The sequence below is a fragment of the Flavobacterium sp. 83 genome (assembly GCF_000744835.1).
Taxonomy (GTDB): domain Bacteria; phylum Bacteroidota; class Bacteroidia; order Flavobacteriales; family Flavobacteriaceae; genus Flavobacterium.
Map to the genome: position 1 here is coordinate 3,331,185 of NZ_JQMS01000001.1, position 22,082 is coordinate 3,353,266.

16 protein-coding genes and 1 other RNA gene are annotated in these 22,082 nt (G+C 31.4%); 2 read left to right on the forward strand and 15 right to left on the reverse strand.

All coding sequences use genetic code 11. From position 1 onward, the window contains the following. The 6 genes from T410_RS14460 to T410_RS14485 form a co-directional block, all read right to left on the reverse strand. Nucleotides 1–3,006, reverse strand: a complete 3,006-nt coding sequence (locus T410_RS14460) for a SusC/RagA family TonB-linked outer membrane protein (RefSeq protein ID WP_035673055.1) — start codon at nt 3,004–3,006, stop codon at nt 1–3. A gap of 242 nt (nt 3,007–3,248) precedes the next feature. Beyond that, on the reverse strand, nt 3,249–5,993 hold the full coding sequence (locus T410_RS14465) for a histidine kinase (protein ID WP_035673057.1): 2,745 nt from the start codon (nt 5,991–5,993) through the stop codon (nt 3,249–3,251). Nucleotides 5,994–6,090: 97 nt separating this feature from the next. Then, a complete protein-coding gene (locus T410_RS14470) occupies nt 6,091–7,290 on the reverse strand; it encodes an acetate/propionate family kinase (RefSeq protein WP_035673058.1) in 1,200 nt (399 codons plus the stop codon). Between the two features lie 105 nt (nt 7,291–7,395). Then, on the reverse strand, nt 7,396–9,489 hold the full coding sequence (pta, locus tag T410_RS14475) for a phosphate acetyltransferase (RefSeq protein WP_035673061.1): 2,094 nt from the start codon (nt 9,487–9,489) through the stop codon (nt 7,396–7,398). Between the two features lie 55 nt (nt 9,490–9,544). Further along, nucleotides 9,545–10,615: a magnesium/cobalt transporter CorA gene (gene corA, locus T410_RS14480; protein WP_035673063.1), complete on the reverse strand. Its 1,071-nt coding sequence runs from the start codon at nt 10,613–10,615 to the stop codon at nt 9,545–9,547. Between the two features lie 244 nt (nt 10,616–10,859). Next, nucleotides 10,860–12,062, reverse strand: a complete 1,203-nt coding sequence (locus T410_RS14485; RefSeq protein ID WP_035673065.1) for an NAD(P)-dependent oxidoreductase — start codon at nt 12,060–12,062, stop codon at nt 10,860–10,862. A gap of 239 nt (nt 12,063–12,301) precedes the next feature. Here T410_RS14485 and T410_RS14490 point away from each other — a divergent pair, with 239 nt between their 5' ends. Together T410_RS14490 and ssrA are read left to right on the forward strand one after the other, a co-directional pair. Further along, nucleotides 12,302–13,519: a serine hydrolase gene (locus tag T410_RS14490; protein WP_035673068.1), complete on the forward strand. Its 1,218-nt coding sequence runs from the start codon at nt 12,302–12,304 to the stop codon at nt 13,517–13,519. Between the two features lie 75 nt (nt 13,520–13,594). Next, nucleotides 13,595–13,990, forward strand: a transfer-messenger RNA (tmRNA) gene (gene ssrA, locus T410_RS16805). A 42-nt stretch (nt 13,991–14,032) separates the two neighbouring features. On the opposite strand, the gene T410_RS14495 is transcribed toward ssrA, so the two are convergent. The 9 genes from T410_RS14495 to T410_RS14535 form a co-directional block, all read right to left on the reverse strand. Then, nucleotides 14,033–16,771, reverse strand: a complete 2,739-nt coding sequence (locus tag T410_RS14495; protein WP_035673070.1) for a DNA methyltransferase — start codon at nt 16,769–16,771, stop codon at nt 14,033–14,035. A gap of 148 nt (nt 16,772–16,919) precedes the next feature. Next, nucleotides 16,920–17,777 (reverse strand): HipA domain-containing protein, encoded by an 858-nt coding sequence (locus tag T410_RS14500; protein ID WP_238567385.1) that lies wholly within the window; start codon nt 17,775–17,777, stop codon nt 16,920–16,922. Nucleotides 17,778–17,835: 58 nt separating this feature from the next. Then, complete coding sequence (locus T410_RS14505) at nt 17,836–18,150, reverse strand: HipA N-terminal domain-containing protein (RefSeq protein ID WP_035673075.1); 315 nt, start codon at nt 18,148–18,150, stop codon at nt 17,836–17,838. 2 nt (nt 18,151–18,152) lie between these two features. Beyond that, nucleotides 18,153–18,362, reverse strand: coding sequence for a helix-turn-helix domain-containing protein (locus tag T410_RS14510; protein ID WP_051929442.1), 210 nt, complete (start codon nt 18,360–18,362; stop codon nt 18,153–18,155). Between the two features lie 173 nt (nt 18,363–18,535). After that, nucleotides 18,536–19,297: an ATP-binding protein gene (locus tag T410_RS14515; protein WP_035673076.1), complete on the reverse strand. Its 762-nt coding sequence runs from the start codon at nt 19,295–19,297 to the stop codon at nt 18,536–18,538. Next, nucleotides 19,297–19,953 (reverse strand): hypothetical protein, encoded by a 657-nt coding sequence (locus T410_RS14520; RefSeq protein ID WP_035673077.1) that lies wholly within the window; start codon nt 19,951–19,953, stop codon nt 19,297–19,299. Before T410_RS14520 ends, T410_RS14515 begins: the two co-directional genes overlap by 1 nt. A gap of 6 nt (nt 19,954–19,959) precedes the next feature. After that, nucleotides 19,960–20,364 carry a hypothetical protein gene (locus T410_RS14525; protein ID WP_152556963.1) on the reverse strand — a complete coding sequence of 135 codons (405 nt, stop codon included), beginning with the start codon at nt 20,362–20,364 and terminating at the stop codon, nt 19,960–19,962. A gap of 51 nt (nt 20,365–20,415) precedes the next feature. Then, a complete protein-coding gene (locus T410_RS14530) occupies nt 20,416–20,703 on the reverse strand; it encodes a helix-turn-helix domain-containing protein (protein ID WP_051929443.1) in 288 nt (95 codons plus the stop codon). A 210-nt stretch (nt 20,704–20,913) separates the two neighbouring features. Next, complete coding sequence (locus T410_RS14535; protein WP_035673080.1) at nt 20,914–22,038, reverse strand: hypothetical protein; 1,125 nt, start codon at nt 22,036–22,038, stop codon at nt 20,914–20,916. Nucleotides 22,039–22,082 lie beyond the last annotated feature (44 nt).

The following is a 22,082-nucleotide window of genomic DNA, read 5'->3' on the forward strand; positions in this document are numbered from 1 at the left end:
TTAAAATTTTAAATTAGCTCCAATCACTAAAGAGCGTAGTGTAGGATAGGCATCCAGTTCAACACCTTGGCTACGGTAAGGATTACCATCACCGTTAAGTTCAGGAGAAAAACCTGAGAATTTTTGAGTTATAAACGGATTAATTGCATTTACATATACTCGACAATAGTTCAAGAAACCATTTTCTGCCAAAGGAAGTTTGTATCCCAAACTAATATTATTAACTCTGAAGAAATCTCCAGATTCCATATAATAAGTAGAAGCTACAGGAACTTGATTAAATGGAGCCGGATTTGAAGCTGTTGTATTTGAAGCTGACCAGAAATTAGTCGCTACAGATTGCTCAATATTTTCTCCTGTAAAACGTTGTGCTTTTTTACCATTGTACACTTTTGCACCACTAGTACCGTAGCCATCAACAGAAAAATCAAAGTTTTTATAGTTTAACCCTAAGCTTAAACCATAATTAGATGTAGGTAAAATAGAACCAACATATTTTTTATCAGCTGTAGCAGACAAAGCATCTTGAGTTACTTTGGCACCACTGGCATTATAATATAGCATTTTGCCGTTTGAAGGATCTATTCCAGCATATTGATATAAATAAAAACTACCTAATGGTTGACCTACAGAAGAATTATCAAGTAATTTAGTATCTTGACCATTCCCTAAGTTTCCGCCTACTTCTGGAGAAAGATTTACACCTTTTAAGCGTGAAAGTTCATTTTTATTATTAGAGAAATTTCCACCTACCCAGTAACTTAAATTATCCGATATTTTATCATCCCAACGTAGAGAAATTTCATAACCTTTATTTGAAACTTCACCTACATGCGCTGGTGTAGCTACACTGATACCTGAAGTTGAATAAGGTCTTACATATAAAATAACATTATCTGTTTTTTTATTATATACATCAAAAGATCCTTTTAATTTGTTGTCCAATAATTCAAAATCAAGACCTAAAGAAGTTTCCTCTGTAACTTCCCAAGATAAACTTGGATCAATTTGTGAATTAATCGTTGTTCCTTCATTCAAGATAGAACCGCCTAAATAACTATTAAGTCCAGATGCATATGATTGATTATTAAGTGGAACATTTTGATTTCCTAGTTTACCCCAACCACCTCTTAATTTCAATACGTTGATTGTTTTAACATTAGCCATAAAATCCTCTTTGGTAATAACCCAGCCTAAACCAAAAGCAGGAAAAGTACCCCAACGATAATCTTTAGCAAAATTAGATGAACCATCGCGTCTAATTGTTCCTGTAAATAAGTATTTATCCATCAATTTATATTGGAAACGACCAAAATAGGAAGCTAATTTCGTTTGATCATAAGTCACATCTAACAAACTAGTAATGTTTCCTACATAATCAACACCTTCAAGTGACCAATAATTAGAACTGGCATTAACATTTTTTCTAACAATGGTAAGTTTTTCTCTTGGTCCTTTTACAGATGTTTCCATACCAGCAGTTAACTCAATATCATGAATTTCACCAAATATTTTGTTGTAAGTAAAATAGTTTGATAAATTCCAATTGAAATACTGCTCTCTACCTCTGGTCAATAAATTATTATTTGAAGTAGAAGAATAATTAGCAACATCACGAGTTGGATCTGCAGCTAACCAAATATTTTTAGTGTCCTCGTAGTTATATTGTTTCCAAGAATAATATTCCCCATTAAATTGAGAGGTGAATTTTAATCCTTTTAGAATTTCATAATCTAATTTTAAACCACCTTGTAAAGTTACGCTACGTTGTTGCTCATTGTAAAAATCCAATTGAGCTACAGGATTCCCTACATTATTAAATGAAGAACCACTAGTACTTGCAACTCCATTAGCATCTACAAAAGGAACACCATATTGTCCTGATGCAAAACGAACCGGAACAATTGGAGATTGTTTGTATGCATTTGTAAAAGCACCTAATGGTTTTGGGGATGAATTAGCTGATGTAAAACTAAGGTTTTGATTCAATGTCAATTTTTTAGAAATTTTATATTCATTGTTATTTCTAAAAGTAAAACGACTATAATCAAGACCATTCAAAATTGCTTTTTCTTCATAGTTACCTACACTAAAAAAATATTTTATATTCTCCGTCGCTCCAGAAATAGAAGCATTATTTTGAGTATAAGATCCTGTTCTAGTAATAGCATCAAACCAGTTCGTATTCACTGGTTGATTTTCAGAAAAAGTTGAAGTTCCTAAAGCAGCATTAGAATAACGTGCATACGGATCACTTCCCGCCATTTTAACTGTTCGTAATGGCTTTCTAAAACCAGAAAAACTTTCTACCTCAACAGTCACTCTATCGCCTTTCCCTTTTTTAGTAGTAACAATAATTACCCCATTTGCAGCTCTAGTACCGTAAATAGCCAATGCAGAAGCATCCTTCAAAATCTCATAAGAAGTTATATCATTAGTATTAATGTTATTGATATTCTCGGTAGGCATACCATCAACAATATACAAAGGAGATCTACCACCAATGGCAGTACCTAAACCTCTAATAACTACAGAAGGTGAACTTCCTGGTAAATCAGAAGAAATAACTTGAACACCTGCTGCTTTACCTTGGATAGCTTGAGAAGCATTTAAAACTTTAGTTTTAGATATTTCCTCCGCTTTCAATGAAGTAATTGAAGTGGTATTATCAATCTTTTTTCTCGATCCATAACCTATGACAACTACTTCTTTCAATTCAGTGTCTTTAGATTCATTTAAAGTGATACTCATATTTTCAGAAGTAACCTTTACTGATAAAGCATCAAAACCTACCATACTTATTTTAAGTACCTCACCTATTTTGGCTTTGATATTAAAATTACCGTCAAAATCAGTATCAGCCGAAGTTTTAGAATCGGCAGCAACAATCATTGCTGCAGGAATCCCAATTCCATTCTTATCCGATACTTTCCCTTTAATTACTTGTCCAGACATATAAGCCGGAAGTAAAATGAGTGCTAAAAAGCTAAAAATAAAATTTCTCATATATTAATAATTTGTTAAAGTTAGTGGGACCAAATTAGATAATTACAACGTTATAGTAATCATAACGGAGTTACTACATGAATACATCAAAATAGTAAAATACAGTAAGAAATCTATATTTCAAAGCCACTAAGAGAGGGATATGAGTAGCGTACTACATCGTTATGATGTAGTAATGATGTAGTAGAATTTCGCAAAAATTTAATTGAAATAATATAATATCTATAAAAATAGAGGCTGATTTATATCGTTAATAAAAATTTGGAAAGATTTTCATCCTGAACCAAGTTTAATTTCTTTCTCAAACGATAGCGATGCAGTTCAACACCTCTGAAAGAGATATTCATCATTGGCGCAATTTCTTTGGAAGAAAGATTCATTTTTAAATAAACACAAAGCTTAACATCCTTTGAAGTAAGGTTTGGAAATTTCTTAGAAAGATTAATTATAAACTCATTATGAATTTGATTCAAATTTGTTTCAAATGTTTCCCATTCATGTTTATTAACAGCATTGATTTTTATGGCTTTTTTGATCTCGCTTTTTAATTTATTAAAATCCGTTTCAGCATCTAAAATTCCCTGAATATTCTCTATCATTTCACTTTGTTTCGCAATAGAAAGCGATTTTCCGGCAACTTCTGATGATTTTGACTGTAACTCTAATTCTAGAATGTGTTTTTCATATTCTTGTACATTCAACTCGTTTTCGGCTTTTAATTCCATTTCCAGAATTTCCTTTTGATGCTTTAATTCTTCCTCTTGTAATTTCAGTTTCTGAATGTATTTCATCTTATTCCATTTATAATATAGGTATAGTATCAAACCTATAAAAATCAGGTATACCAGAATCATCCAAAAAGAAAAATACCATGCATTTGCAACAATAAACTGAAAACTGGATACTTTGATATAATGCGATCCATCGTTACGATAAATTGTTACATCGTGTGAACCACTAATAAAATTATTTAAAACAATCAGTCCTTCGTTTATAGGAATGAATTCTTTCGTACCATTAATTTTATAAAACAAATCCGGTTTTGTAGCTCCATAAATTCCAGATATCACATGTATTCTAAGCTCTGAATTATGCTTAATTTTTGATGTGTTTTCTACTAAAAGGCCATCGTTAAAAGCTTCTATCTTTATATTGCTTGTTTGCTTATTTTTATAATTTAATTGAAGTGAGATAAAACCATCATCCAGGTTTAGTAGATAACTATTATTATTTTTAAATACTTTCAAATTATCATTGATGATTTTTCCTTTATAATATTTTTCTTGAATGCTATTCTTTATGAATTGATTATCATTAGTGTAAACATGATACAAAAGTCCTCCCTGAAGTACCATGAAATTGTTTTCATCAATGGTAACAATATCTGATACGTTTTGGAAATTGCTGTTAAACAATTCATTTCCTTCTAATTGATTCGTTATTGAATTGTAGGTATACCATGATTTATTAATCAAAAAAAGAATTTCATTTCTGAACTCAAATATTTTCACACCAAAATCATTACTTATTTTACTGCGCTGGGTAATATTATCAACACGTACTGTTTCATAGGCATCATTATAAAGAATTCGATACAACCCCCTATTATTATCCGCTGCCCAAATTTCATTTTTCCTGTTTTGAGCAACATATTTTATAGGTTTCAAAATCTTTTTTAAAACAATATTTTGCTTTAAGTCATTAGCATCATTATAGATAATTACACCGCTGTATGTGGCTTGCAAATAGGAATTGTTAATACTGCTTTTTGCTAAATTCCAACCTCCATTTACCGTACTTAATTTATAAAATAATCCATTATCATAAACAAAAGTTCCTTCGTTGTGACCTATAAGATATTTGTTATTTATTTTACTGATATTCCAGGCTTGTCCTTGTGTATTTGGAATCAATGAAAGTTGTTTGTCTTCATATTTAAAAACACCATGATTTGAAGCCATTAAATAACCTTTTGGAGTGCTGGCAACAGAATAAACAGAACCTAAAATACCGGAACTATCATAAAAAATTGAAGTAGGAGAATTGACTTCGATATGTGCAATACCATTATCGAGTCCCAACCATAAATCATTCTCTTTGTCCTGACCGATACTTAAAATAGAATTGTTCATCAAGACATTATTTCTATTGATGTTTTTATAAGAACCGTCATTTAAATCGAGAACATAAACTCCTTTATTTGCTGTTCCTATTACAAGTTTATTGCTTTTTATAAACTGGGCAACATTGATGTTTGCGACTTTCAAAATGTCATTTAAGGGATTTTTCCAAGGACTTAAAACATTATTTTCCAAAACATAAACTCCATTTTTTTTAGTGAAAAAATAAATTTTATTTTGGTGTTTTTGAATGGCATGAATAACATTATTCTCTAAAACAGCCCATTCTTTTACTTTTTCGATTTTTGAATTCTTTATTTTATAAATTCCTTTCTCAACTGAAGCAACTAACAATTCATTGCCAACTGGAAAGCAATAGGAAATCAAAAAATCAAATTTATTTTCTTTAATACCTTTTCCATCATACAGAAAAAGCCCATTGAAGGACTGAAAGTAAATTTTGTTATTAAACTTAAATATCTTCCAAATTTCTTCATTGTTGTTTTCATCAAAAACCTTATTGCCTTTGGAAATAGAAACATAATGCATCTTTCCATCTTTTCGAAACCAATATCCAAATTCTTTATAAGATCCAGAGTAAATCTTATCTCCATCAACCATTATAGACCGAATTATTGTTTTGTTAGGCAACGTATATTTCTCCCATTTTACGCCATCGTAACGTAACAAATAATAATTATTGGCAAAATACATGGCATCATCATTCCCTTGCGCAACATTCCAAATCTGATTATCTCCCTGATAATCAGATTTGCTGTAATTTTCGACAAATGGAAGTAACTCTTGAGAATAAAGCGGGAACGAAAAAAAATATAATAGGATTAAGACAGTAATTTTTGCTTTCAAAATGCGGTTTTTTATCTTCAAATATAAACAGATTTCTTAAATAAAAAGTATAAAAAAAGCTTCCCTAATGAGAAGCTTTTTTATAAAAATATATTTCCTAATTGGTTAGTAATTCAAATACCTGATTCGCAATTTCAATTTCTTCATTGGTAGGAATAACCAAAATTTTTGTTTTAGAATCTGATGTATTAATTTCTCGAATTTCCTTAGAACGAATTTCATTTTTGCAATCGTCTAATTCTATTCCAAAATAATTCATATCCGTACATACTAGTTTTCGAATATAGGAAGAATTCTCCCCTATTCCTGCTGTAAAAACAATGGCATCAAGCCCGTTTAATACTGCCGTATAGGAACCAATATATTTTTTAATTCGGTATGCATTCATGGCTAAAGCCAACTGACAGTCCACATTTCCGTTCTCCGCATTGGCTTCTATGTCTCTTAAATCGCTGTAACCGGTAAGTCCCAGCATTCCGCTTTGCTTTTGCAACATCGTATTCACCGCATCAAGCGAATACCCTAACGAATTAACCAGATAAAAAATCACAGATTGATCTACATCTCCGCTTCGGGTTCCCATAATCAAACCGTTCATTGGACCAAAACCTAATGTATGGTCGATACTTTTTCCGTCTTTTATGGCTGTCATGCTACACCCATTTCCTAAATGTATCGTAATAATTTTCGAGCCTTTATTTATTGATTTTTGTTTCAAATAATGAATCGCATTTTCAGAAACATATTTGTGACTTGTCCCATGAAAACCATATACGCGTATTTTATTTTCAGTCAAAAGATAATTAGGCAACGCATATTTGTGTGCCACAACAGGAATCGTTTGATGAAAAGCAGTATCAAAAACAGCTACTTGTTTTGCCAAATTGAAAATTTCTTCGGCCACATTTATTCCTTCTAAATTAGCCGGATTGTGCAACGGTGCCAAATCAAAAAGTTGTCTAATCTTCTCTTTTACTTCTCCGTCAATAATTACCGTATTCGAAAAAGAACTGCCACCATGAACCACGCGATGCCCAACAGCTTCAATCTCATCTGTACTCATTATCACTCCAACAGTCGCGTCCATCAACAATTGAGCAATTAACATTAAACCAATTTTATGGTTTGCAATAGGCAACGTTTCTTCTAATTTAGTATTATTAGTTACGTAGCTTAGATTGGATGTTTCCAATCCTATTCTATCAATCATCCCCGAACAAATAACTTCATTCGCCGGCATATCTATTAATTGATATTTTATGGAGGAACTTCCCGAGTTTATAATTACTATTTTCATTTTTTTAAAGTTGCTAAGGCACTAATTTTATGATTCCCTGAGTCTTTTCACTAAAGGATCAAAGAAGCAAAACTTATAATTAATAATTCACAATTCATAATTGATTTATAATCCTTGTGCTTGAATCGCTGTAATCACGACTGTATTTATAATATCATCTACTGTACAGCCTCGGCTTAAATCATTTACGGGTTTGTTTAATCCTTGTAACATCGGACCTATTGCTAGTGCGCCAGTTTCCCTTTGCACCGCTTTATACGTATTATTTCCTGTATTTAAATCTGGAAAAATCAAAACGCTGGCTTGTCCTGCCACTTCTGAATTTGGCATTTTACTTTTTCCAACAGCCATATCGACTGCGGCATCATATTGAATGGGTCCTTCAATTTTTAAGTCGGGACGTTTTTTTCTAACTATCTCTGTTGCCGTTCTTACCTTATCTACTTCATCCCCTTTTCCCGAAGAACCAGACGAATAGGAAAGCATGGCAATTTTTGGTTCTATTCCAAAAGCTAAACTAGAATCAGCCGATGAAATGGCTATTTCTGCCAGTTGTTCTGCAGTAGGATTTGGATTGATGGCGCAATCCCCAAAAACAGAAACACGGTCTTCTAAACACATGAAAAATATTGAGGAAACCACTGATGAATTAGGTTTCGTTTTAATGAATTGCAAAGCCGGTAAAATAGTATGTTGTGTGGTATGCGCGGCACCAGAAACCATTCCGTCTGCATGACCTTTATAGACCATCATCGTTCCAAAATACGACACATCTTCCATCAAATCTTTGGCCATTCCTAGCGTTACATTTTTTGCTTTTCGCAACTCATAATAGGTATTTACATAGTCATCATAATGTTCGGATTCGATTGGATTAATAATTTTAATTTTAGAAAAATCAAAATCTAATCCCAGTTCCGAAACTTTACTTTCTATTTGTTTTTTGTTTCCAATAATCGAAATATCAACTACGTCCATAGCTAATAATCGCGATGCGGCAATAATAATTCTTTCATCGTCACCCTCAGGTAAAACAATGTGTTTTCTATGTTTTCGGGCTCTTTTTACCAAATTGTATTGGAACATTTTTGGCGTCATTCCTTCCGCTTCAAAAGTGATTAACTTTTCGGATAAGTTATCTAAGTCTACATATTTTTCGAAAGTATGTATAGACGTTTCTATCTTTTGTTTATTATTGGCGTAAATTTTAGATTTAATGGAACCTATTTTATTGGTAATATAATACGTTCCTTCTTCCACCGCAAAAATAGGAACGACCGGAGAAAGTCCTTCAATTAATTTTAGAATACTCTGTTCAGGCAATATATTTCCCGTAAGCAGTATTCCTGAAATTGTTGGATAATTCACCGATTCATTCGCCTGAAGTGCACCAAGAATAATATCAGCTCTGTCACCAGGCGTTATCACCAGACTATTCTCTTTCAAATGCAATAAATAATTACAAAGTTGCATCGCGCCCACGCTAAAATTACCCGTTTGATTGTTTAAATAAGCGGCGCCAAATAACACTTTAGCATCTAATTTGTTTACAATTTCCTGAATTGTGGGATTATTCAAATTAGAAATTAAAGGAATTGAATTGACCAAAAGCCCCGCAGGCAAACTTTTTCTCAAACCAGCAGTTACTAACCCTACATTTTCAAGCTGCACTTTATTAGCGATTACAGCCAAAACTTCCACTTCCTTTACTTTGAATGAATCATAAGCAAGGTAGAGACTGTCAATTAATTCTTCCAATGTTTTCCCTACACCTGAACCCACAATTATAGTTGGGATCCCTAGATTTTTGGCAATAAGAACATTCATATCCAATTCGATAACGGTTCCTTCACCACTAAAACCGGTTCCTTCAACTAAAACAAAATCGAAACGCTCTTCTAATTTTTTATATTTTTCAATAATCAAGTCGAGAACCTCCCCTATTTTTCCTTTGTTCTTCTTTTTGATTAATTTACTTTTTGTAATAGCAAAAGCATCCTCAAATTGAATATCCAAGCCAAAATGACCAATCACCGTTTCAATGTGATTATCAAACCCTCCTTCTTCAAAATCTTCTACAATAGGTCTAAAATAGCCAACTTTGGCAGTCTTGCCAATAAGCATACTCATCAACCCTAAAGTTATAATAGACTTGCCGCTATTTTGTTCGCTTGTTGCTATATATATGGCTTTGTTCATCTTTTTAATTTTATATTTTTTCCCAATATAAATTGGATATATCCCTTTCTAATTATTAAAACCAACGTCTTTTTTTAAAATAAATAATCATTCCAATTACTATTAAAATCATAATTCCAATAATTGTATAATACCCATCGCGATAATGCAATTCAGGCATAAACTCGAAATTCATTCCGTAGACTCCAACAATAAAAGTAAGCGGAATAAATATTGCCGAAACGATAGTCAGGGTTTTCATAATCTCATTCATCTTATGCGTTTGTGCCGAAAAAAAGAAATTAGAGGCACTTTCCAGCGAACCCATATCGGATTCAATTTGTTCAAGAAGTTCCAAGCTCTTTTGATGCAATCGAGCAAAAAAACTAAAATTTTCCATTTCCATTGCATTGAATACATTATCATCTTTTATGCTTTTTATATCATACAAAGAATCCCGGAGCGGAATAATAGATCGTTTCAAAAAGTTAAAATTGTCACGATGTTTCTCAATTCGCTCCAGAATTATAGGATCAGCGCTTTTCTTCGAAAGATTAATAAGATCTTCTACTTTATCTTCTTCGTTTTCAATGGTAACATAAAAATTCTCCATGATAGCGTCCAAAAGTATGTACAACAAATAATCTACTTTTTTTGTTCTAACAATTCCCGAATGAGTCCGAATTCGCTCCCGAATATGAATGAAAAAATCACTACGTTTCTCCTGAAATGAAATTAAGATTCCATCTTTTATCAAAAAACTAATTTGCTCCACACTAATATTATCTGAATCTCCGGCTGGCAAAAGTGATTTTATATTAAAGAATAAAATATCCGATAGTTCCTCCAGTTTGGTTCTTCTGGTTGTATTTAAAATATCGGCAAGCATGAAATTGTCTATTTCAAAATAATTGCCAATTGATTTTATTAATTCAATATTATTTAAACCATGAATATTCAACCAATTCGTTTTTTGAGTATTGATGTATTTATCCAGATCTGAAACTTTAAAATCCTCAAATTCTATCAAATCAAAATTATCATAAACAAACAACTGCATTTCTGAATCATGACTTCTATGAATCCCTGTATATTCAAGATTATAAGGTTGCAGTTTCTTGCCTTTCTTGTATTTAATTTTTCTCATTCTAACTCATTTTTACAGTAATATTACGAAAAACTTTTCCGAAAATATCAGTTGTCTTAGCTTTAGCTTTTTCTAGAAATAAAACTCTCTTTTTTATTTATTATTTTGAAAAAACAAATGTATTTAGAAATTACAATTGCTTTTATGAGATAAATCATATTTCTTTTATAAAATTCCATAAAAAAAACCGAGTAGAAACATACTTTGCATCTACTCGGTTTCTTCATATAAAAAACATATTTATTTATTTTTCATCAACATAATCCTGCAAATAACTGAATCTTGGTGTTAATTTCCCTTTTTCGGTTATTTTTGCTCTTTGTAAAATGCCGTCTTTATCTCCATTAAAAAATGCCGGAATTACATGTTCCATGAACATTTCTCCAAAACCTTCACTCGCATCTTTGGGCAATTCACAAGGTAAATTATCTACAGCCATCACCACAATTGCAGCTGGGTGAAAAATATCGACTTCTTTATTTTCAGTTGGCGAATAGCCGTACAAAGGCTCTGCAATTGTCGATGATCTTAACGTACAGGCAATTGGACCATTGACATCACACGAAATATCTGCAACGACTTTTATTTTACAATCTTTGGATTGGAGCATTTCCCGTGTCAAAATTACTGGAGCTTCATTGGCATGAAAATGACCGGTAATATAGATATCAGAAACTGTAGTAAATCGTTCAAAATTGGACACATATTCTTGCGGATTCTCATAAAAATCAGTAAAATCTAATACTTGTCCGTCTTTGCGTTTATTGTATTCTAAAACATCGATCTGAGTGTAAACGGGCTGTGTATAATTCTTAGTTAAGTAATTTTCAACTGAAACCTCCTTAACTTTCATGGCATCCAAAATTTCTTTAGCACCACTACCTACTTTACCTGTTCCAGTAATTACAAATTTTAAAGGAGGCAATACCAATCGCTTCAAATGTGCGATTAGTGCTTCCTTACCAGAAAGTGTATCTGCTTTAGGTAATTTGAACAATTCGAATTTTAACCCAAAGGCACGAATACTATTGTAAACACCAACAATTCCAGCATATCGACCAAAACCAATTAACCTTCGATTATGAGAATCTACAATAGTTTCATGATCGTATAAATCAATGTTTTTCGCTAAAATTGCTTGTAACAATTTTCTGTTATACGGTTGTTTTTTGATCGTATGCGAAAAAAAGAAATAGGCTTTATTAGGAATTAAATCTTCCACAGGCACTTCTTTCACGCCAAAAAAAACATCACAATCACTAATGTCATTTGTAACTTCGATTCCTAAATTTTTATATTGTTCATCAGTAAAAATTCGAATATCGGAACTCTCAACTTTTATAGAAGCATCTTGATAAAGTTGTTTTATTCTTGCTAATTCATCTGGAGAAAAAACAACTCTTCTGTCTGGTGGGTTTTTTCTTTCTTTTATAATTCCGAACTTCATTTTTTATATTTTTAAACCAAATTAATATAACTTATTCAATTGTATTTGTTACAAATATAACAATTTTAAACAAATTGACTTATTTTTTAAAATAAATTTTCAAGTGTAAAGCCAATTAAAAGCTGATGTCCAAAACAATACAAAAAAACAATTCCAAAGCGTTAATAAAATACTGTTAAGGTTTCGGAAAAAAGAGGAGTCAAAAGGGATTGATTCTATATATTTGTTGTTCTAGTAAAATGAAAATGATATTTATAAAAAAAGCAAATATACTACAATTACTCTTCCTACTATTCGTTTTGAGTTCTTGTACCAAAGAGAAAAAGAAAATAGAATTAAGTGATGCCCAACTCCCAAAGAGTACATTACCTAAAATGAAACCTTTAACGAATGAAAGTCCTAAACTAACTGCTGAATATATTGAGTCTAAAAAAAGATCTATCGAGGCTTTTTACAATAGAACTTGGCCCAATCATAGTGCAAACGGTAGTTTTCTTGTAGCTCAAAATGGTCAAATAATTTATGAAAATTATGAAGGTTATGCTAATTTTAGAGAGAAACGATTAATAACAAGTACAACGCCACTCCATTTAGCATCTGTGAGCAAAGTATTAACTGCAACAGCCGTACTGAAGTTAATAAATGCTAAAAGAATTGATTTAGACCAAAAAGTTAATACGATACTAAAAGAATTCCCTTTTCCGGATGTCACTGTAAAAACACTGCTAAACCATAGAAGTGGCATGCGCAATTATGCTTATTTTACGGATCGAGATAAAACAGTTTGGGACCGACATAATAGATTGACTAATCAAGATATTTTAACCATTATGGCGACTAAAAATATTGGATTAGAATCTAAAACAGATACTAGATTTAGCTATTGCAATACTAATTATGCCATGTTGGCATTGATAATTGAGAAGATAACTAAGCTTCCGTATAAAGAAGCGATGAAACAGATCATTTTCAAACCACTGGGAATGAAAAATACTTATGTTTTTGACTATGAAAAAGATAAAGATAGTATAGCACCGTCATACAAAGGAAATGGTGTTGAGATAGGAAAAGATTATTTGGATGCAGTTTATGGGGATAAAAATATATATTCTACACCGCGAGATTTATTAAAATTTGACCGAGCGAGAAATTCTCCCAATTTCTTATCACCAAAATTGTTTAAACAAGTCTTTACGGGTTATAGCAATGAACGTAAAGGAGAAAAAAATTATGGTCTTGGTATTCGAATGATCAATTGGGAAACGGGACAAAACTTCTATTTTCATAATGGCTGGTGGCATGGTAACACCTCATCTTATGTTACGTTACAAAAAGAGAAAGTCACTATAATTGCCTTGTCAAATAAATTTACCACTAAAACTTACAAAGTGAGAAAACTGGCTATGTTATTTGGAGATTATCCATTTCATCTGGACAAAGGCGAAAAAGAGGAATGATTTTTGTAGAACACATACAAGTTTAGCAATAGATAATCAAGTTTTAAATTGTATCTTTGCAAACTCAAAATAAAAGGGGTCGACTGGTTTTGACAGCAAGTCGAATTGAAAAGTAAGCACGCCGAGAACTGAGACAATTCTCGCTAATAAAAGGTTTCAAAACACATACACGGCGAAGGAAACTACGCTCTTGCTGCATAATCTGAATTATAGTAAGATTAGCCTCGTCCTACCAGGTAGGAAAGCAGGATTTACCTCGAAAGCTTTGGTTTATAGCGGTCGATTAAGGTGAATCGTAAATTTAAACCTAGATTTCCATAAGCTTCCGGTGGATTTCGAAATTAAGAAGATAAGCGATGTGTGGCTGTTCCTGGCCAAACACAAAGTCGAAAATCTAATCAGGAAATAAACGTGTAGAAAGCTTTTTAGTTGCTTGTTTGGACCCGGGTTCGATTCCCGGCGACTCCACAAAAAACCCTGTAAATAATTAATTTACAGGGTTTTTTATTTGTTTTAATTTTTAATTTTTGTCACTTTCTTCTCTTTCACAAACAATCCAGCCGTATATTTTTCATACAACTCAAACAAAAACTCCATCCGTTTCGCTTCACTGCTAAAGGTTTGTTTACTGTAAGCAGCATCAACAGCTTTATCCAATTCATTATGCGATTTTACTAATGCTGGCGGCATGGTCAACAGGCTATATAAATCAGCTAAGGAACTAGTAGGGAATAATGCTCGAACATCCAAAACGTTTTGCGCTTTTTCTTCAATAGTTTTTATTTGCTTTTCTGATGGATTTTCTGGCCAAGGAAAATTATTGTAAACGATATCTTTTGAATATCTAAAATCACTTTTTAATCTTCCACAAGTGGTTTTCACCCATGCCATGTGCATTTGTGACATTAAGATTCCAAAATGGTATAAATTACCGTTTGGAATTATTAAGCATAAATTACTAGCAACTACATTTGAATTTTCAAATCCAATAGGAATATATTTTCTTCTTTCCGATGAAACACTTGGGATTATTATAAAATCTAATCCTTTTGGCTGTGTTATTTGTGCAAATAAGTGAGGTATACTTGCCAATTGCGGTCTTGAAGAATTTTCTCTAATTTTTTTTACGTTTTGAACTCTTTCTAAAACTAATTTTAATTTTTTTAATTCATTCGGTTCAATATCTTCCAACCATAAACACCATCGTTCTATATTATTTATTAACTCTTGTGAACCTAATATTTTTCTAAAATATTTTCTAGATTGTGGTTCTCTTTCAATAAATATATTTTTCTCTTCAGTAGTAAATAATAACTCTCCACCGTCAGCAGGCATATTACCAAAATTCATTTTAGGTACGTTACATATGGGATATGATTTTTTTTCGACAAAGATATTTTTTCCGTCAACTAAATAAGGATTGATATTTTTTGCTTTTATTTCATGTGCTTCACCCTTAATATCTTCGTATTCAAAAATACTTTTGTTATTTGATTCGAAATTAGCAAAACCAACTATTACACAATAAACCGCAGCGTTACCCTTTGCTTCATTACTCCATTTAAATGTTTTATGTGCAAAATGTATTTTTATATCATATTTTTTAATCATTTGCCCCCAAAGAATAGCAGTCTGTAAACCTTGCACAATTGAATTTGTTGAAACAAAAGCAACTTTAATTTTTGTGTTTTGAATATACTTTGCAGCATTTAAATACCAACCTGTCACATAATCTAATTCACCAACATTTTTTGAATTATTGAATACTCTAGTCAAATCTTCTTTTTGTTGTTTATTCATTATTCGTGAACCAATAAAAGGTGGATTTCCAATTATATAAGAAAGCTTATCTTTTGTTATCACTTCCTCCCAATCTACTCTCAATGCATTTCCATGAACAATTTTAGCTGATTTTTTCAATGGCAAACGCGCAAAGTATTGTCCAAATTCATTGCTAATCATCATATTCATTTGGTGATCCATCAACCACATGGCGACTTCGGCAATACGAGCGGGGAATTCTTCGTATTCAATTCCGCACATCATATCCACATCGAGCCACATAATCTCTCGAATATCCAAGACTCCTTGTCCTGATTTGTATGTCGCGCGCAATACTTCCAGTTCCAATAAACGCAATTCTCGGTAGGTAATAACGAGGAAGTTACCACAGCCACAAGCAGGATCTAAAAATTTTAATTGGCTGATTTTTTTATGAAATTCAGGCAATTTATTTTTGTTTCCTTTGATACTTTCAAACTCTGCCCATAGTTCATCCAGAAACAAGGGTTTAATGAGTTTCAATATGTTGCTTTCGCTGGTGTAATGCGCTCCAAGGTTTCTACGTTCTTTAGGATTCATTACACTTTGAAACATGGAACCAAAAATAGCGGGCGAAATTTTACTCCAATCGATATAGCAACAATCCAATAAAGCCAATCGCATTTTGGTGTCAAAACTAGCCGATGGCAGGACCTCTTCAAACAACTTCCCATTTACATACGGGAAATCATTTAATTGTTCATCGAGGTTTTTAAAGCGTTTTTCTTTGGGTGTATTCAACACTTGAAACAGTTCTTGAATTTTCCCGGCTAAATCGCTTCCATCCTCGGCAGTTCTATTTTCTATGAAATCCTGTAGCTGTTGTTTTTCAAAAATAGTAGTATCCTCAGCAAACAAACAGAATAATATTCGAACCAAATATACTTCCAGCGGGTGTCCTTCATAACCAATTTCTTCCAATCGGTCATGCAGTTTTCCCATCAATTCTGCCGCTTTTATATTGGCAGGGTCTTGTTCTTTGTACGTTTTCTTTTGATAACCCAATAAATAGCCAAAACTTTGGATATTTTGGACTAAGTTATTTAGCGTAAATTCTAATGTAGTTTGTTCTTCCGTATCGTATAATCTAAAATAATGGAAGTCACATACTAAAACGTATTTGGGTAATTCGTTCTGTTTTAATCCATGAGTATAATCAATGGCTTGCTGAAAAGCTTTATTTAGGTTTTTTCCCCTGCTTTTCATTTCTACAAGTATCGTTCCTTTCCAGAGTAAGTCAATGTAACCATCCGCATCAGAAAGTTTTTTTACTCTATGTTCAAAAGTTCCAATCTTTTTTCGGGTAATACCAAAGACATCAAAAAAGGCATCTAAGAAGGGTTTAGCATCTGCTTCTTCGTTGGTCGTATTTTCCCATTCTTTAGAAAATCGTAATGCACGGTCTTTTATTTCATTCCAGCTTAAAGCCATAGTATGTATTGCAATTTGTTATTTACCAAACCTACCAAATATAAATGATTTTAACACGATTATTTATACGTAGATATACCTGATTATTAACAAATTTAGATACTTAATACTTTATAGTTTTACGGAAAACCGTAAAACTATAAATTATTTAAAATCTCTTCATCCTATTATCCAATACACTCAGATACTTCTCTTTCATATTATCAGACAAAAAAGACACTTCTACAAGTTCAATCCATTTAGACAAGCTTTTATTCATATCAGATAAAATAGTGTCAATAGTTTTATCATTTAGTCCTAAGCGTTCTTTTGCGTAATACTCTATTAATTCAGTTGATTTAAAATTGCTCTTTTTACCTTTGAGAGATAGCGCTAATTCTTCCTGCGGATTTTTAATAGAAATGGAAGAATTTAAAAAGTCATAAACTGGGGTCAAAGTTGTTTTTCCCGCTTTTGTAATTACCGAAAAGTTCTTTAAATGCATATCTTCATTACCTGTTATAAAACAGAATAAAACCCGTTTAAAAAAATCTGCTTTCTCTATAGCAGGAAAAGTGCAGTATTCATCAATCACTTTGACTAACTTTTCCATAGTATAATCATACTTGGTATCTCTTGAGCTTCCTGTCAGTTGTGCAAAATCTTCCGTAGCGTATTTTTTTCCTTTGCTGTATCTGTCAAATCGTTTGATAAAATAAGAAAGACTACCATCTTTTGAATAAACCAATCCATGAAGAGGCACATCAAGCCCGTACACTTTTGCCATCTTCATAGTTACATCTTCATTTTCTGGCAATTCAGGAAAGATGTCATTTTGAGGTTTTATAATATAATTACCAAACTGATCCACAATTTCAAATTGTTGATTTGCCACTGAAATAACAGCACTTAATTTAGGTTGAACTCCTTGAATGGATAACTTTTTGGCACGATTTGCCGCTTCTTGCCTTTGTTCAGCAGCTGTAAATGGTAAATCATGTAATGTAGTAAGTTTAGGAGCAATCATCCGAAGTCCCTTTTCACTATATTTTTCAGTGCCACATAGTTCGTAAGTTATTGGACATCTATTCATCTTTCCATTCTTTTACCGTTACTGCTCCTACCAAATCATTTCCTGTTGCAATTAGTTGTGTGAAATAATCATTTTTGTCAATTTTACCGATTTTTAAAAGCCCTTCCAGCATAATCCCTTCTGGCAATAATCCTTCAAAAAAAGAAGGAAATTTGGCAAATGAATATATTTTAGTATTCAATGGCATTGTCAATGATACAGGTTCACCCTCATACTTGTCATCATAAATAAATTCATACCCTCCAGTAGTATTTTCACTCAATATTCCTGCTCTTTTGTTGTGAACAAATATGATTGCTTTTTTCATAATTATTTATTGATTGGGCTTTTAAACTGAGCTTCAATATTTAGTACTTTTAGAACAGCTAAAAGATTATTCCAACTAACTGTTTCTTTATTTTTCTCAATATCAAAAATGGTAGTCTTCCCTACTCCTGCCAGATTAGCCAGTTCTAATTGTGTCAATCCTGCTTGCTTACGATGCTCTTTTATGAAGAGACCTAAATTAAAATCATTCATTTTTACCGCTTTAACAGTAAAAATAAATAAATATGCTGTAAATCACAAGTAATTAAAATAAAATCACACATTTTTACTGCTATAGCAGTAATTCTTATATAAATAACAGCAAAGAGACATAAATAAGGAGGATAAAAAGCTATTTTACCGCTATGGCGGTAATTTTAAGAAATCTACTTTCTATTGCTTTTTCCTTTAAGTTCTATGAAATTAAATGCTTGGAATAATCTATCATAATTTCTGTGTCCATATCGAGCAAAACCTTCTATAGCTTGATACATATCACCATTAAATTCAGATTCATAATTGCATAATATGACCGTTCTAAAATTCTGATTTTCGCATCTTTTGTACAAAATATCTTTGAACAAATCGACTTTACCATAATTGGAAGCCTCTCGTTCATTTTTAACATCATCAAAAACTCTAAAACTTTTGCTATATTTTCTACTTACGTCAATCCGAGAACTGTTAGTACAACTTTCAAATTCTTCTACAATGTCCACTGTATTATGCATTCTTACGGGTTGTTGATCATGATTTAAGCTACACTTGCTAATTAAAGAAACTATTGTTTTCATTATCGAAGTTTTTCCAACACCGACACCACCTACAATTAGTAGTCCTTTTTTCAATGAAATTTCACAATTAGGAACAGGATAAAATAAAGGTGAATTGTAGAATTTAGAAGATTGTAAAAAATAATACATGACTGTAAAAACAAACGCTTTTGATTCATAAGAAATGACGAATTTTCTTTTATTTACTATTTCATATTCAATTAAGAAAAAATTCCAAAGAACAAGCGGAGTCAATGAGTTGTGAAACTTAGGAAAACGATTCTTTTCATTTTGGTTTGAACTTAATTCTTTAGATTGAAAATCTTTAAATTTCTCAATATAATCAGAAACTGGATGAATGTTACGATGCTCCATTATGGTCTATTTTTACTTATAAGACATTTCTCAGTAATCTTGGGGTACATTACCCAGCTTTTAAGTTTCAGCTCTAAATTCCATTTGTTTTCTTCCTCAAACGCCAGCCGCCCGGTATGTCTATTTTCAGTACTCCAATAATCATAAAATTTAATTAAATGATCATTGGGAAATTCATTTGAAAATTTGAAAATTTCATTTTTAAAAAATTCTTTTCTTTCTTCAATTTCTTTTTTTTCTTTATTCTTCTTGTTTGTTGTGGTTTGTTCTTGGTTGGACTGTGTTTTGTTTGTGGTTGGATATGAAATTTGTTTGTGGTTTATCTCTGAGCTATGATTGTAAACTACTGATTTTATTAGTTTCAACCTAGTAAATTTGTTTGTGGTAGTAACATTAATGTAAGAGGTATTTTTTAACTTCAATAATGACTCCCGAACTTTGAATTCTGACATCAATAATTCTTTACTCAACTTATTAATTGAAGTAATATGTTCTCCTTCAAAAATTTCAATTCCACGCCATTTTGCAGGTGCATAGTTCGCTTTTATGAGTAAATGAATATAAATCCGAAATACATCAGGATGATCATACCATTCCCAATCCAAAATTGATCTAGATAATTTTACAAATCCGTTATTTGTTATAAGATTTTCCATGATTACTTATTTAAAATAAACAACTGTACTTGAATTCACATCGAAATATGGTTTCAATCCATTAACATTTAACGGCATGTTTTTAACTGGATAATACCTTTTAATAATTTTAGCTTCTAAATTCTTGATATCACTTTTTGTTGCAGGTTTATTAGCTTCCGAAGTAAATAAACTTTCAGCTAATTTTACAACTGCTACTCCAGCAACAGTATTTCCTACCCCTGCTAAACTCATTGTTTCAATTTTAGTAGGCTCTTTCTTTTTTATATCTGGAACACTTAATCCAGTTTTAGAATTTCTCAACATAAAAGCTCTTGTCCTACAACTATTACTGCAATACTTTTGTACCGCTCTTCTTTTAGGAATATAGTCTTTACCACAGTTATGGCATGTGTATGAATATTTATCCATGATGCGTAAATTTTACGTTAGTTTTACGGTTAAGTCGATTTTAATTATGTTTTATCGTCTGTATTGCAGCGATTTTACTTCATTCAGGGCTTTTTCTAAACTCTCATTGGTAATCAAAATTCTATTACCGATTTTAAAAGCTTTCAAATATCCTTTCTCGATATAATTTCTAACGGTTAGAGTACTAACTTTTAATTCGATAGAAGTTTCCTTAATTGTGTAGTGTTTTTTTCTTTCTTTTGCCGATTCTTTCTTTAAATAAAATTCCTGAATAGCTGTGTCTAAGGAAGATTTAATTATTTCTTCCAAGGTTTCGGGTGTAGTGATTATTAGTCTCATAATGTTTTAATTATGCAAACTTCCTTTATGTATGAAGGTGGATTTGCTTGTTTATAATGTTGTAAAACTACAAGCAACATGAAGGATTTTATATATCAAAAATCTATTTAATATTACAATTAATAAAAATTTAAATAATTGATTATAAACATTTTAAAAATTAAAATTATATAAAAATCTATTAGAAAACTATTTAGACTTTATCTAATTTTACATCTTAATGTATATCTTCTTTTGTTTGGCAAAAAATTCATCAATTACAACTAACTCTGGCTCATCATTAAAATCAAATTTAGTTTTCATGTGATTAGTTCTAAAATTTTCTGTTATCGGAGACTCATTAATTAAAAACTTTGACTGTAAGAATTTAAAAGATTCATCCTTATAATGCAAAATCAGATAATCCTTAAAATGAAAAAATATCCTGCCAATAAAATTTTGTTTTTTTGATGATTTTAGCGGGATCATTTCGTTATTTCCAATAATCATACAGGAATAGAAATATGACCAACCATAAGAAAATAGGTTATTACTTTTAAGAAAATTATATAGATTAAAAAGGAATGGAAGATTATCTCCTATATAAGTGTCACTTATCATTACTTGGGTGTCGTAATAATATTTATTATGAACATTGGTTCTTATCTCAATTTCTTTATTTAATTGACCAATTTCTCTCTTTAGATCTTTTAATTCACTTTTTAAGTCCTCAACTTCTCTATTCGTATGAAGCTCAAAAGTTTCCTTTTTTAATTTATAATCTGAATCTAAAGAAATCTTTTCTACGGCATGGTTTCCTAACACTCTTATTAATCCCTGTTCAAAATTTAACCAATTCCAAGTATAACGATCTATTTTGCAATTATCATTTAGAAAATCGAAATATATTTTAGACTTTGAAATATAATTTAATATGAGATGATACTTTCTACTATTCTCTCTAATTTTTAATAATTGTCCTTTAACAACAAAATTTCTGGTTTTTTTGAAATCCCAAAAATCTAAAATATATTTTGCGAGATTATTCAATTCATCTTTTTCATTAATAACATCAAGTAATGTATCTGATGCAAAATCCTTGGCGTCTTTGATTATATGAGAGAAATAATTATTATTAGTATCACTAAATTCATTTTTTATTTTAATTAACTCCGATAAAATCCGAACTATTTTAATTTCATCAGTTCTAATCTGATCTAAATCCTCTTTAGACTCTTTAAAAACCACTTCTAATACTACATCTACCTCACTCTTACCAATTAAAAATTCATCAATTATATAGTCTTCTAATCTTTCAACTCCAAGCTTTTTAGCAATACTATCTCTATCCATCATTTAAGATTAAATTAAATTGTTCTGTTTGAAATTTAAATAATCTT